Raw genomic sequence first — 12,220 nt, forward strand, 5'->3', positions numbered from 1 at the left:
GTCGCTGCCAAGGGGACTTAGTTGCCCGTGACAGGCTCAACCTCTGGCGACAGGGCTGTTGCAGCAGCGTCTGCCAATGCCTGCTCACGTTCCCAGGCGATTACGCTTTCATTGTTCAGGTCGATACGACGCAGCATGGCCGTAACCAGCATCAGATTCAGAATCAAAAAAGTGACCAACGTAGCAATGACAGGGTCCATCGTATTCTCCTCAGGCGCTGTGATACAAAATTCATGGTGAAATTCCAGCGCGTTCTGAGGTGATTAATACAACTGTTGTGCCAAGTTTATTATCTGTTAACTATCAATCACTTAGATAAAAACCAGTGAAAGAGGACTGCGAAAGTGTCTCCGATTGGCGACAGCAAAAACGACATGAAAACAAAATCATTTAAAAACAAGTGGTTATACTGTCTTTTTTTTGCGACACCGGCTGCAAAGCCGCGAAAATACGGGGTTTGGCCGTGACTTACCGGCTGCACCGACCACTGAAAAAGATCGACGTTTAGCCATCTATACTGTTGCAACACAAAATAAATGGTGGTACTAATAGAGCCAGTACAAAAATAAGGCGAACCACAATGCCACTGAATGCTTGCCAACACAGCATTATTATCAACCTCCTCCTCCGTCGTATACCACACGGGGCAGTTGGTGCTGTGCGCAAGTAACGCAGCCAAATTCTGAAAAAACCCCGTGCCTAAGGCCGGGGTTTTTTGCTTTTAGGCAGCACCATCCCAGCCGGGGCCTACCACTGACAAGTACGATGAAAGGAAAAGCAGCATGAGTGCGGACAATAAAATCTGGATCTTCGACACCACCCTGCGTGACGGCGAACAGGCGCTACGGGCCAGTTTAAGCCAGAAGCAAAAGATCCAACTGGCCCATGCCATCGCCCGGCTGAATGTCGATGTGATGGAGGTCGGCTTCCCGGTGTCGTCCCCCGGTGATTTTGACTCGGTGCAGCGCATTGCCCGCGAAGTCAAAGGCCCGGTTATCTGTGGCCTGGCCCGGGCCGTGGCCGGCGATATTGAAGCTTGCGGCGAAGCGTTAAAAGACGCCGAGCGCAAGCGGATCCATACCTTTATCGCCACCTCGCCGCTGCACCTGGAGTACAAGCTGCGTAAAACCCTGCAGCAGGCGACCGAGCAAGCGGTGGCGGCCATCCGCCAGGCCAGCCGTTACACCGACGATATCGAGTTCTCCTGCGAAGATGCCGGTCGCACTCCAATAGACGATCTGTGTTACATCATTGAGCGGGCCATTGCCGCCGGTGCCACCACCATCAATATCCCGGACACCGTGGGCTACACCATTCCAACCGAATTTGCCGCCATTATTCATGCGCTGAAAAACAAGGTACCGAACATCGACAAAGCCCGTTTGAGCGTGCATTGCCACAACGATTTAGGGCTGGCCGTGGCCAACAGCATCAGCGCAGTGCAGGCCGGGGCGCGCCAGATTGAGTGTACCGTCAATGGCATTGGCGAGCGTGCCGGCAACTGCTCGTTGGAAGAAGTGGCGATGATCGTACGAACCCGCCAGGATGTGTTCGCGCCGCTGTACACCGATATTAAAACCACCGAGATTTACCGCAGCTCGCATCTGGTCAGCCAGATCTGCAATATGCCCATTCAGCCGAACAAAGCGGTGGTCGGCGAAAATGCTTTTGCCCACTCATCCGGCATTCATCAGGACGGGGTGTTAAAAGCACAGAATACCTACGAAATCATGGCCCCGGAGCAAGTGGGTATTCGTCAGAACGAACTGAACCTGACCTCGCGCTCCGGCCGCCATGTGATCCAGCACCGGTTAAGCGATCTGGGCTACAGCCAAAACGACTACAACCTGGAAGAGCTGTACCAGAGCTTTTTAGCACTGGCCGATCAGAAAGGCCGGGTGTTTGATTACGATTTGGAAGCCCTGGTGTTTTTCCAGAACCTGCAGGAGCAGGATGAATTTTACCGGTTGGAGTTTTTAAGCTCCTCCACCCATACCGGCCATGTGGCAAGTGCTACCGTCGGCCTGCGCTGCGGCGACGACCTGCTGACCGAAGCGGCCACCGGCAATGGCCCGGTCGAAGCCGCTTTTTTGGCCATACAGCGCATCAGCAAGCTGCCCATCCGGATGGTGGATTTTAACTTATCCGCCAAAGGCAGCGGCGAAGATGCGCTGGGCCAGGTCGATATTATTACCGAATTTGAAGGCCGCCGTTTTCATGGTGCCGGCCTTGCCACCGACATTGTCCGCGCTTCGGTGCTGGCCTATGTCCATGTGTTGAATATGATCCAACGCGCCCAGCAGGTCGATGCCTGCAAGCAAGCGCGTCAACGAACCGCAGGAGCAGAAACAGAATGAGTCAGACACGTTTTAAGGTTGCCGTCCTGGCAGGCGATGGTATTGGGCCGGAAGTGATGGCCGAAGCCCACAAGGTACTGAATGCGGTGGAAGCGCGTTTTGGCGTGACTTTCGAGCGCACCGAGGCGCTGGTCGGCGGCGCTGCCATTGATGCCGTTGGTCAGCCACTGCCGCCACAGACCTTATCCATCTGCCAGCAAAGCGATGCCATTTTGTTTGGCTCGGTCGGCGGCCCGAAGTGGACCGGGCTGGCACCGGATCAACAGCCCGAGCGCGGCTCTTTGCTGCCGCTGCGTAAAACCTTCGATTTATTCTGCAATCTGCGTCCTGGCCAGATTTACCCGGCCTTTGCCGAGTTATCGCCACTGCACCCGCGGGTCAGCAGTCAGGGCATGGATGTGCTGTGCGTACGCGAGCTGACCGGTGGCATTTACTTTGGTGAAAAAGGCCGTGGCGAGAACAGCGCCTTCGATACCCAGACCTACAGCACTGCCGAAATCAGCCGCATTGCCCGGGTCGCTTTTGAAGCGGCGCAAAAACGCAGCCACAAAGTGACCTCCATCGACAAAGCTAATGTGCTGCAAACCAGTATTTTGTGGCGCGAAGTGGTGACCGAAGTAGCGAAAGATTTCCCGGATGTTGCGCTGGAGCATATGTACATCGACAACGCCGCCATGCAGCTGATCCGCAGCCCGCAGCAATTTGATGTGCTGCTGTGCGACAACCTGTTCGGCGATATTTTATCCGATGAGCTGGCCGCCATTGCCGGCTCGATGGGCTTATTGCCTTCGGCCAGTCTGAATGGCAGTGGTTTTGGCCTGTACGAGCCGGCCGGTGGCAGCGCGCCGGATATCGCAGGCCAGGGCATTGCCAACCCCATCGCCCAAATTTTAAGTGCCGCCCTGATGCTGCGCTACAGCTTTGGGCTGGAAGACGCCGCCAAAGCCATTGAGCAGGCGGTGCAGCAGTGCCTGCAGCAGGGCATTGTCACCCGCGATATTCAACCCGATTCGTCCTATGGTACCGCCGATGTCGGCAGTGCCATCGCCAACGCCATTGCAGGAGCCTGAGCATGGGCCAGACCTTATACCAGAAAATTTACCAGAGCCATGTTGTCGGTCAGTTAAATGCCAGCACCGATTTGCTGTACGTCGATCGCCACCTGATCCACGAAGTCACCTCGCCACAGGCCTTTGCCGGTTTAAAGCAGGCCGGGCGGCCGGTGCGCCGGCCGGATCTGACCTTTGCCACCATGGATCACAATGTATCGACCCAGCGCCGCAGCATGGACGCCGCAGGCGAAACCTCACGCAAGCAACTGGAAGCCCTGGCAGAGAACTGCGATGAGCACCGCATTCCACTGCTGGATTTAACCCACCCGGATCAGGGCATTGTGCATGTCATTGGCCCGGAGCTGGGCTTAACCCAGCCTGGCATGATCATTGTCTGCGGCGACTCACACACTTCGACCCATGGCGCTTTTGGTGCCCTGGCCTTTGGCATCGGCACCTCCGAAGTCGAGCATGTGCTGGCCACCCAAACCCTGCCGCAGCAGCGCGCCAAAACGCTGAAGATTGAAATTAACGGCAAGCTGTCGGCGCATGTGACGCCAAAAGACGTGATCCTGGCGGTGATTGGCCAGCTGGGCACCGCCGGTGGCAATGGCTATGTCGCCGAGTTTTGCGGCAGCGCCATCCGCGCCATGAGCATGGAAGGCCGGATGACGCTGTGCAATATGAGCATTGAAATGGGCGCCAAAGCCGGTTTGATTGCGCCGGACGACACCACCATCGCCTATTTGCAAGGCAAAGAGCATGCGCCCAAAGCCGAGCACTGGGAGGCGGCGGTCAGCTACTGGCAAAGCCTGTATTCAGACGCGGACGCTGTGTTTGATCAAGTGGTCACGCTGGATGCCAGCCAAATCAAGCCACAAGTCAGCTGGGGCACCAGCCCGGAGCAGGTGATCGCGGTCGATCAACCCATTCCATCTGCCGAGTCCTTCAGCGAAAGCAGCAAGCAGGATGCCGCCCGCCGTGCTTACGAGTACATGGGGCTACAGCCTGGTCAGAAGCTGACCGACCTAGCGGTGGATGTGGTCTTTATCGGCTCGTGCACCAACAGCCGGATTGAAGATTTACGCGCTGCCGCCAGCCTGGTGAAGGATAAAAAGGTGGCTGCCGGCGTGCGCGCCCTGATAGTGCCTGGCTCTGGCCAGGTGAAGCGTCAGGCCGAAAGCGAAGGTCTGGCCACCATTTTCAAAGATGCCGGTTTTGAATGGCGTGAGCCGGGCTGCTCGATGTGCCTGGGCATGAACGACGACCGGGTTGATGCCGGTCAGCGCTGCGCTTCGACCAGCAACCGCAACTTTGAAGGCCGTCAGGGCCGCGGCAGCCGTACCCATCTGGTCAGCCCGACCATGGCTGCCGCCGCTGCCATTGCCGGCCGTTTTGTAGACATCACCACAGGAGACTGGGCATGAATCCAAGCATCCACCCGGTATTTGCCAGCGGCCTGGTTTGCCCGCTGGATAAAAACAACGTTGATACCGATCAGATCATTCCAAAGCAGTTCTTGACCTCGGTCAGCCGCGATGGCTTTGCCGAAGCGCTGTTTTACGACTGGCGCTATCTGGCCGATGGCAGCCCAAACCCGGATTTTGTGCTGAACTTCCCGCAGTATCAGGGGGCTAATATCCTGCTAAGCCGGGCCAACTTCGGCTGCGGCTCCAGCCGGGAGCATGCGCCCTGGGCCCTGCAGCAGTATGGTTTTCAGGTGATTATTGCCGAGAGCTTCGCCGATATTTTCTACAACAACTGCGCCAACAACGGCATGCTGCTGATTGCGCTGAGCAAGGGCAATATCGACAGCCTGTTCACCCGCTGCAGCGAAGGGCCGCAGCAGTGGCAAATCGATTTAAAAAATCAGGAAATCCGCTTTGGCAACAATGCCGCGCTGGGCTTTGAGATTGATCCAGATATCAAACAGCGCTTGTTAAGCGGGCTGGATTTTATCGGCAGCAGCGAGCAGTTCGCGCCGCAAATTAGCGATTTTGAGCAAAGCCGCAAAACCAGCCAGCCCTGGCTGGGGTAAGCGCCTGGCATCAGTCCCGGTTTCGGGGCTGATGCCATCCACTCTTCCAGCTCCCCCAGACAGGCAGCAGGCTTAATTTAACAGCTCGATTTGTGCAGGATTGGTCACTTCGATATGCGTTTGATAATAGTAGGTATCCATTAACCTGCCTTGGCAGAATAAATCTATGGTTACGCGTCTGGCCGTGCCCTTAACCCGGATATCTTTGTTGATGAAAAACTCAGCTGGCGATTGACCGTGTTGCTCGGCAAGCTTTGCTGCAACTTCTGGCGAGATAGCAACAGTAATCGACCGTTGATCCCGGTAGTCCAGCTGCGTATTTAAAAAAACTTTCCCACGTCGTACACCTGATGCTTTGATAGGCAGAATAAATTCACCTGTAACTCCGTCTGGTGCAACCTCCGCTGCCGCCGCAATGACTGTGCTGGTGTTGGTGTACTGGGCCGTTGGCAGGGTTGAGGCGCAGCCGCCAAGAAACAAGAATAATGCCGGTAACAGGTACTTCATCGAAAAAGCTCTCCTTTGCTTAATTAGGCGGTTCTGGAATGCTTAAGAAACCTTCATGTCTTTGAAGAGTCTCCACCAGATCCATGTTGTTTTTGGTTGGCGCATCATAATGGAAATGTGATGCACCAACAATCAGGCAACTCACAAAAATTGAATTTGTCACATAACATTAATCAAGAGCCCGGCTTTAAGCATGAATCACAAGCCCATTCATCCTTCGTTACAAATTAGAGCAAGCAAGCTCCTTTAGTTTTACCCGCAGGTTCGCTACTTTAAATGCTCACTGTGCTAGCGGAGCCCTGCCATGTTATTTACCACCACCGATACCCTGCCCGGCTATCAGATCCAAGCGGTGCTTGGTGTTGTCACCGGCAATGTAGTGCAATCCAAGCATGTTGGCCGCGATATTATGGCTGGCCTGAAAGGCATTGTTGGCGGCGAACTGAAAGGCTACACCGAGATGATGAGCGAAGCGCGGGATAAAGCCATTCAGCGACTGGTGGAAGAAGCCAGCAAACTGGGCGCCGATGCTGTGGTGGGTATTCGTTTTACCACCAGCGCAATTTTGGCCGGTTCCAGCGAGCTGCTGGCCTATGGTACTGCCGTCAAATTGCAGCAGACCTGATTGATGCTCTCAGTGGAGGCGACTACAGCATCGAAACACGGCAAGACTTGTTACAGCCATTATTATTGCTTTGGATGACCAACTATTCGGATCAACACTTCAGCCAGAATAGGGATGCTTTGCTACACGCCGTGCAGTCAGACCGCCAAAAACATCACAAATAAAAACCTTTTATTTCACAAAATAGTTTTTTATTATGGTAAGCAAGCGGCGAAACAGTCCCGCCCTTTTCAGCAAAGGAGCCTGATCCGTTATGAGACATTACCTTATTGCCAGCTGCTGCCTGCTGTTTAGCAGTTTTTGTTTTGCCGCCGCGGATGGCAAGAACACAGCCTTAAACTGGCTGCAGTTGATTGATCAAGGCCAGTATGAAACCAGTTGGCAGCAGGCCGGCACTATAGTGCAGCAGCAACTGACTGAAACCCAGTGGCAGCAGATGGTGCAAAAGGCACGGCAACCTTTTGGGGCCTTGCAAAGCCGCACAATACTTAGCCAACAAGAGCACAGCTCTTTGCCCGGCGCACCGGATGGCCGTTACCTGATCCTGACCTTACAAAGCCAGTTTGAACACAAAGCTGCAGCCATTGAAACTCTGACATTAAGCTTCGAACAGGATGAGTGGCGCACAGTTGGCTATTTTATCCGTTGAGATTGCGTTAGCACCGTTACCGCTGTGACGGTGCAGTCTTCGGCCACAGATACTGCCGGCTCAAATATAAAAAGTGAGCAGAAACCACAATGGGTGGAGCAAGCATCAAAACCAGGCTCATGGGTGGCGGGCCAATAAAAACTGACGCCAGCAGCAGCGCGACCAGACCACAGGCAATGTATCTTAGTAAGATCCCAGGTGCTGCCACCCGGGCATCGGGCCTAAGCACTTTAATCATCAACTGCAATACTCCCCAGACACCAAAAGCCCCTAACACAAGTGCAATCAAAGGCAACACCAGCTCAAAGGCTCCCTCAGCTACCAAAGCTAACAATAGCAAGGGGCTCAACATTACCCCAAAAACCCACAAGTACAAGGGCAGACAGAACCCGATAAAGGTTTCAAATAGTAGTAAAAAAGCGCGAAGCTCTTTCATAGCGAGTTGTAAACCTGGCTTTTACGCATAGCGATGCCGTTGTTATCCAAAAACATACGGCGCATTCCTACATCCACAGCACACTGAGCACAATCAGTGTCAGAAAAGCGCTGATGAAAGTCAGATTGTAGATGGAACTGGTTAGCCAGAATTTCAGCAGGGTTTTACCCCACCCTTGTTGGTAGTAAAACTTTTGGCACAGCAGCAAATACAGAGGGATCCACCACAGTAAAGCAGTTTTCAGCCAACCGACCGGGCTGGCAAGCCAGCCCCAGGGGATGCTGCTTTGCAACATACCAAGCAGCAACACAAAAACGCCCATTTGCAAAATAAAACTGTGACTGTGCAACGCCAGGATCAGGTGTTCCATGTAAAAGCGGTTGGAGCGGATGTACATCAGCTTCAGCAATAAGGCAAACAGCGGCAGCAGCAAGAACATCATTTGCGGTGCCAGCGAAAAAAACTTATTGATCGCTAGCTTGGGGCTGGCAATCAAGGCATTAAAACGCTCATCAACCCGCTGCTGGGTTGCATCGGAAATAAAAGGCAGTGGCAACTCATAGGGCAGCTTTTCCGCTCCAAGCAACTGAGGCAGCTCATTGCCAGGTTCTGTTGTTGCGTCACCACGGGCCTCAGCTTCAATTTTCCGCATCAGCTCGCTAAGAGTGAGCTTACTGCCATCTTCAATTTCGATCAGAATGCTGTCTGGATCGGTGTGAGAACTTTCCCCAATCGCCTGATGCGGGACCAACTGGGCCAGAATAAGAAAAGTAAGCACAGAGGTAAAAATATACAGCCGCAGCGGCGGCACATAAGGCACCCGGTGTCCCTGCACATAACGGCGGGTTAAAAACCCCGGTCGAAACCATAGCGGCCATAAGGTTCGCCATAAACGGCTGTCCCAGTTGCTAAACTCGCCGAAAAACTCACTCAGCACCCCGGTCAAGTTGCGAATGTAGCTCTTTTTCTCTTGACCGCATTCATGGCAGAAGGCCCCTTCCAGAGCAGTGCCGCAGTTATCGCAGCGTTGAGGCAAGGTTTCCATGCTGGTTATTCTTGTTATGTAAAAGTCCTGCACCGATTCTACGTGATCAGGCAACTTTGGCAATAGCCCCCGCGGACAGCCTAAAGTGTCCGCGGACACAAAACGCGGGGAAAGCAAACTACAAATACACCTATAAATCAACAAGATAAATATTGGCATTAAAACTGCTGTTCCCTTGCAGTTATCACGCAAGGACCAGATCAATGATTCAGGGCACCAGCCAACAAGATCACATCATTCAACGACCAGCCAAAAGTGCGCTGCGTCGATTTTTCCCAGCCGTTGCCATCACCGGTACCGCTTTGCTGCTGGTGGTGGCTTTTTTCCAGTCACTGGGGCAAAGCGCCAGTCTGGTAGTACCGCGCAACCAGCTGCAATTGGCTACGGTGCAGCGGGGGGATTTGGTACGCGATATTGCGGTGCAAGGGCGCATCGTCGCAGCCAATGCCCCCACCCTGTACAGCCAGGAGACTGGCCAGGTGCAACTGTTTAAACAGCCTGGCGAGGCGGTGATGCAGGGTGAGCTGCTGGCCACCATTACCAGCCCGGCCTTGCAGAATGATTTGCAGCAACAAGAAGCCGTGCTGTCAGGCATGCAAAGTGAAGCCGAGCGCGCTGAGCTGGCCGCGCGGGAGCAACAACTGGATATGGAGCAGGTGATGAATGCCGCTCAGGTCAATTTACTGGCCGCCCGACGCGAGCTGCAGCGTGCCAGCCAATCGATAGAGCTGGGCGTGATCCGTCAGTTGGATTTTGATATCGCCGGCGACAATCTGACCAAAGCCGAACTGGAGTTTGACCACGCCAAACGCAAAGTGGAGCTGGCCAGAGATAAGCTTAGGTTTGAACAAAGCTCCCGTGCTCAGGATATTCATCGCCAGCACCTGGTAGTAAACGAGCTGGAACGCAAAGTCGCCGCTTTACATATTACCGCCCCGGTCACCGGCCAGTTAGGCAACTGGTTAACCGAACAACACAGCCATGTATTGCCGGGTCAACCACTGGTCACGGTGATTGATTTAAGCCAATACGAAGCAGAACTCGCAGTACCAGAAAGTTATGGCCGCGAGCTGGCCCCCGGCCAGCAGGTGGAGGTGCAACTAGGCCACCAGCACCTGAACGGCTCCATCAGTCACATAGCGGCAGAAGTGCGTAACAACCAGGTCAGTGCCCGGGTGCGGTTTGACGCCATTGACAACCAAAGCCTGCGCCAAAGCCAACGCTTATCAGCCCGGGTGATTCTGGAATACAAACCCGATGTGTTGAAAATTGCCCGCGGCGACTTTGTCAGCTCTGGGGGTGGCCGTCAGGCCTATCAGGTGCTGAACAACCAGGCAGTGCGTAAGCAAGTGGAATTAGGTGCCTTATCGGTGCAGTGGGTAGAAATACTCAGCGGTGCCAGCGAGGGGGAGCAGTGGGTGGTCTCCAATCTGAGTGATTTTAAAAATTCAGAGCGGGTCAACCTGAACTAACGATTTTCCAGATAATGAATAGGGATAACTGATGATAACACTCAGCAATTTAAGCAAAATTTTTCGTACCGAACTGATTGAAACCCATGCGCTGCGCGATGTGAGCCTGCAGGTGAACGAAGGCGAGTTTGCGGCCCTGACCGGCCCTTCTGGTTCCGGCAAATCCACACTGCTGAATATCCTTGGTACGCTGGAGAACTTTGACAGCGGCGACTATCTGCTGGATGGCACCTCAGTCCAAGGCTTGTCGGATGCGGCGCTCTCCAGATTGCGCAATGAAAAAATCGGCTTTATCTTCCAGAGCTTTAACTTAATCAAAGACTTCAGCATTTACGACAACATCGAGCTGCCGCTGCGCTACCGGGGCTTGAAAGCCAGCGAGCGCAAACAGCGGATTGAACAGGCACTGGAACTGGTCGGGCTGCATGCCCGGCGTGATTACCTGCCGGGCCAGCTGTCCGGTGGCCAGCAACAGCGGGTAGCCATAGCGCGGGCTATTGCCGGTGAGCCACGTATTTTACTGGCCGATGAGCCAACCGGGAACCTCGACTCGTTAATGGCCCGTCAGGTGATGGAGCTGCTGGAAAAAATTAACCAGCAGGGCTGCACCATTTTGATGGTGACGCACGATCCGGATCAGGCGCGCCGCGCTGGTCGGAATATTCAGATTGTCGATGGCCAGCTGCACGACAGTACTTTGTATGAGCCTCTATCAGCGCAAAGCGCCTAAGGAGTAGAGCGTGGAGCAATTCATCTACTACATTCGGATCAGCCTGCTTAGCATTAAGCGAGCACCGCTGCCCTATGCCCTCACCATCTTTATTTTAAGCGTCGGCCTAGGGGTTTTCTTTGCCAATGCTACGTTTTATTACCAGTTGAACTCCGATCCGCTGCCACACAAAAGCGACAAGTTATTTTTCCCGATGACCTTAATAGTGCCGCACGATTGCAATGACTGTCTGCCCCCCAGGATCCTTAGTTACAGCAATGTGCAAAAGCTATCCAGTAGTGATATTCCATCCGCCAAAGCAGCTATGTACAGTGCTAATGGCTATGCCAGGCTTCATGCCGAGCAACCGCCGGTGCCAGTGACGCTTCGAATTACCCAGCGCGATTTTTTTTCCATGTTTGATGTACCCCTACGCCATGGCTCGGTCTGGCCTGACGACAACGCCCGCGATGAAGTGCTGCTTAGTCGCGCTATGGCGCTAAAACTATTTGGACGTATTAATGTGATCGGCGAGCAGTTGCTACTGGATGACCGCTACTTCAGCGTGATTGGCGTGCTGGATCATTGGCAGATGTTGCCACGCTTGTACGATGCCAATGGCCGTAATCACTTAAGTCCGGGTGAAGATATTTTTCTGCCGCTGGAAACAGGGTACGACTTGAATTACCAGTCAAGAACGAACTCGAGGACATTCGACCAGACCGATTACCGCAAGTTAAGTACCGAGGGCCGAACCGGTGCACGGCACATGCTGCAATATTGGGTACAACTGGATACCCCTGCACAGCAGCAGGCGTATCGACAGTTTATGTTGAATTTGGCCAACGCAGAAAAAGCCGCCGGTCGTCACCCTTCCCCCATCAACAACCAGCTGATTGCCATGGCTGACATTGTCGATTACTTCGGTGATGATCCAGGTGATATCAAGGCTTTTGCGCTGGTCACACTGCTTTTTTTACTGGTATGCCTGTTTAACGCCAGCCATTTATCGTTGAACCGCTATCTCAGTAACCAGTACGAATTTAGCCTGCGCCGTGCTCTGGGTGCCAGCCGCAGTCAGCTACAGCAGCAAATGCTGGCCGACGTCCTGATAATGGCAGCCTTTACTCTGGTTGGTGCACTGCTGACAGGCTATGCCTGTATTCAGCTGATGAACCAACTCTTGCCGAATAACAGCTTGTTTTCTCATTGGAATCTGACCCTGTTACTAAGTTTACTGACGATCACCTTCGCCTGCAGCTACCTGGTTACGCTTTATCCGTCGCTTCGAGCTTCTTTTGGCAATTTAAATCAGCAGCTTAAGGAGTAA

The 12,220-nt window shown here is 53.7% G+C and carries 13 protein-coding genes; 9 read left to right on the top strand and 4 right to left on the bottom strand.

Going from position 1 to position 12,220, the window contains the following annotated elements; translation table 11 throughout:
* Window positions 1–17 precede the first annotated feature (17 nt).
* The gene (locus tag ABC502_RS04955; protein ID WP_345915070.1) at window positions 18–200 is read right to left on the bottom strand and encodes a hypothetical protein; all 183 of its coding nucleotides are present in this window, start codon (window positions 198–200) and stop codon (window positions 18–20) included.
* 582 nt (window positions 201–782) lie between these two features.
* Here ABC502_RS04955 and leuA point away from each other — a divergent pair.
* The 4 genes from leuA to leuD are packed head-to-tail and all read left to right on the top strand — an operon-like array spanning window position 783 to window position 5,447.
* Window positions 783–2,357 carry a 2-isopropylmalate synthase gene (gene leuA, locus ABC502_RS04960; RefSeq protein ID WP_345915071.1) on the top strand — a complete coding sequence of 525 codons (1,575 nt, stop codon included), beginning with the start codon at window positions 783–785 and terminating at the stop codon, window positions 2,355–2,357.
* Window positions 2,354–3,427: a 3-isopropylmalate dehydrogenase gene (leuB, locus tag ABC502_RS04965; protein ID WP_345915072.1), complete on the top strand. Its 1,074-nt coding sequence runs from the start codon at window positions 2,354–2,356 to the stop codon at window positions 3,425–3,427. Before leuA ends, leuB begins: the two co-directional genes overlap by 4 nt.
* 2 nt (window positions 3,428–3,429) lie before the next feature.
* The gene (gene leuC / locus ABC502_RS04970) at window positions 3,430–4,836 is read left to right on the top strand and encodes a 3-isopropylmalate dehydratase large subunit (protein WP_305945181.1); all 1,407 of its coding nucleotides are present in this window, start codon (window positions 3,430–3,432) and stop codon (window positions 4,834–4,836) included.
* A complete protein-coding gene (leuD, locus tag ABC502_RS04975; RefSeq protein ID WP_345915073.1) occupies window positions 4,833–5,447 on the top strand; it encodes a 3-isopropylmalate dehydratase small subunit in 615 nt (204 codons plus the stop codon). Before leuC ends, leuD begins: the two co-directional genes overlap by 4 nt.
* A gap of 72 nt (window positions 5,448–5,519) precedes the next feature.
* Here leuD and ABC502_RS04980 read toward each other — a convergent pair whose 3' ends face one another.
* Window positions 5,520–5,954 (bottom strand): hypothetical protein, encoded by a 435-nt coding sequence (locus tag ABC502_RS04980; RefSeq protein ID WP_345915074.1) that lies wholly within the window; start codon window positions 5,952–5,954, stop codon window positions 5,520–5,522.
* Window positions 5,955–6,258: 304 nt separating this feature from the next.
* Here ABC502_RS04980 and ABC502_RS04985 point away from each other — a divergent pair, with 304 nt between their 5' ends.
* Complete coding sequence (locus ABC502_RS04985; protein WP_345915075.1) at window positions 6,259–6,579, top strand: heavy metal-binding domain-containing protein; 321 nt, start codon at window positions 6,259–6,261, stop codon at window positions 6,577–6,579.
* A 253-nt stretch (window positions 6,580–6,832) separates the two neighbouring features.
* A complete protein-coding gene (locus ABC502_RS04990) occupies window positions 6,833–7,228 on the top strand; it encodes a DUF4019 domain-containing protein (protein ID WP_345915076.1) in 396 nt (131 codons plus the stop codon).
* Window positions 7,229–7,244: 16 nt separating this feature from the next.
* On the opposite strand, the gene ABC502_RS04995 is transcribed toward ABC502_RS04990, so the two are convergent.
* Window positions 7,245–7,664 carry a hypothetical protein gene (locus ABC502_RS04995; RefSeq protein ID WP_345915077.1) on the bottom strand — a complete coding sequence of 140 codons (420 nt, stop codon included), beginning with the start codon at window positions 7,662–7,664 and terminating at the stop codon, window positions 7,245–7,247.
* 67 nt (window positions 7,665–7,731) lie between these two features.
* Window positions 7,732–8,709 (bottom strand): DUF3667 domain-containing protein, encoded by a 978-nt coding sequence (locus tag ABC502_RS05000; RefSeq protein ID WP_345915078.1) that lies wholly within the window; start codon window positions 8,707–8,709, stop codon window positions 7,732–7,734.
* A gap of 203 nt (window positions 8,710–8,912) precedes the next feature.
* Between ABC502_RS05000 and ABC502_RS05005 the strand changes: the two genes are divergently transcribed.
* The 3 genes from ABC502_RS05005 to ABC502_RS05015 are packed head-to-tail and all read left to right on the top strand — an operon-like array spanning window position 8,913 to window position 12,220.
* Window positions 8,913–10,181 carry an HlyD family efflux transporter periplasmic adaptor subunit gene (locus ABC502_RS05005; protein ID WP_345915079.1) on the top strand — a complete coding sequence of 423 codons (1,269 nt, stop codon included), beginning with the start codon at window positions 8,913–8,915 and terminating at the stop codon, window positions 10,179–10,181.
* A gap of 31 nt (window positions 10,182–10,212) precedes the next feature.
* Window positions 10,213–10,911, top strand: coding sequence for an ABC transporter ATP-binding protein (locus tag ABC502_RS05010; RefSeq protein WP_345915080.1), 699 nt, complete (start codon window positions 10,213–10,215; stop codon window positions 10,909–10,911).
* Between the two features lie 10 nt (window positions 10,912–10,921).
* Window positions 10,922–12,220, top strand: a complete 1,299-nt coding sequence (locus ABC502_RS05015) for an ABC transporter permease (RefSeq protein ID WP_345915081.1) — start codon at window positions 10,922–10,924, stop codon at window positions 12,218–12,220.

The sequence above is a fragment of the Alkalimonas sp. NCh-2 genome (assembly GCF_039631345.1).
Lineage (GTDB): Bacteria > Pseudomonadota > Gammaproteobacteria > Enterobacterales > Alteromonadaceae > Alkalimonas > Alkalimonas mucilaginosa.

What these genes read in the sequence shown, in the direction of transcription:
- ABC502_RS04955 (WP_345915070.1), bottom strand. Translation starts at nt 200, where the DNA reads ATGGACCCTGTCATTGCTACGTTGGTCACTTTTTTGATTCTGAATCTG.
- leuA (WP_345915071.1), top strand. Translation starts at nt 783, where the DNA reads ATGAGTGCGGACAATAAAATCTGGATCTTCGACACCACCCTGCGTGAC.
- leuB (WP_345915072.1), top strand. Translation starts at nt 2,354, where the DNA reads ATGAGTCAGACACGTTTTAAGGTTGCCGTCCTGGCAGGCGATGGTATT.
- leuC (WP_305945181.1), top strand. Translation starts at nt 3,430, where the DNA reads ATGGGCCAGACCTTATACCAGAAAATTTACCAGAGCCATGTTGTCGGT.
- leuD (WP_345915073.1), top strand. Translation starts at nt 4,833, where the DNA reads ATGAATCCAAGCATCCACCCGGTATTTGCCAGCGGCCTGGTTTGCCCG.
- ABC502_RS04980 (WP_345915074.1), bottom strand. Translation starts at nt 5,954, where the DNA reads ATGAAGTACCTGTTACCGGCATTATTCTTGTTTCTTGGCGGCTGCGCC.
- ABC502_RS04985 (WP_345915075.1), top strand. Translation starts at nt 6,259, where the DNA reads ATGTTATTTACCACCACCGATACCCTGCCCGGCTATCAGATCCAAGCG.
- ABC502_RS04990 (WP_345915076.1), top strand. Translation starts at nt 6,833, where the DNA reads ATGAGACATTACCTTATTGCCAGCTGCTGCCTGCTGTTTAGCAGTTTT.
- ABC502_RS04995 (WP_345915077.1), bottom strand. Translation starts at nt 7,664, where the DNA reads ATGAAAGAGCTTCGCGCTTTTTTACTACTATTTGAAACCTTTATCGGG.
- ABC502_RS05000 (WP_345915078.1), bottom strand. Translation starts at nt 8,709, where the DNA reads ATGGAAACCTTGCCTCAACGCTGCGATAACTGCGGCACTGCTCTGGAA.
- ABC502_RS05005 (WP_345915079.1), top strand. Translation starts at nt 8,913, where the DNA reads ATGATTCAGGGCACCAGCCAACAAGATCACATCATTCAACGACCAGCC.
- ABC502_RS05010 (WP_345915080.1), top strand. Translation starts at nt 10,213, where the DNA reads ATGATAACACTCAGCAATTTAAGCAAAATTTTTCGTACCGAACTGATT.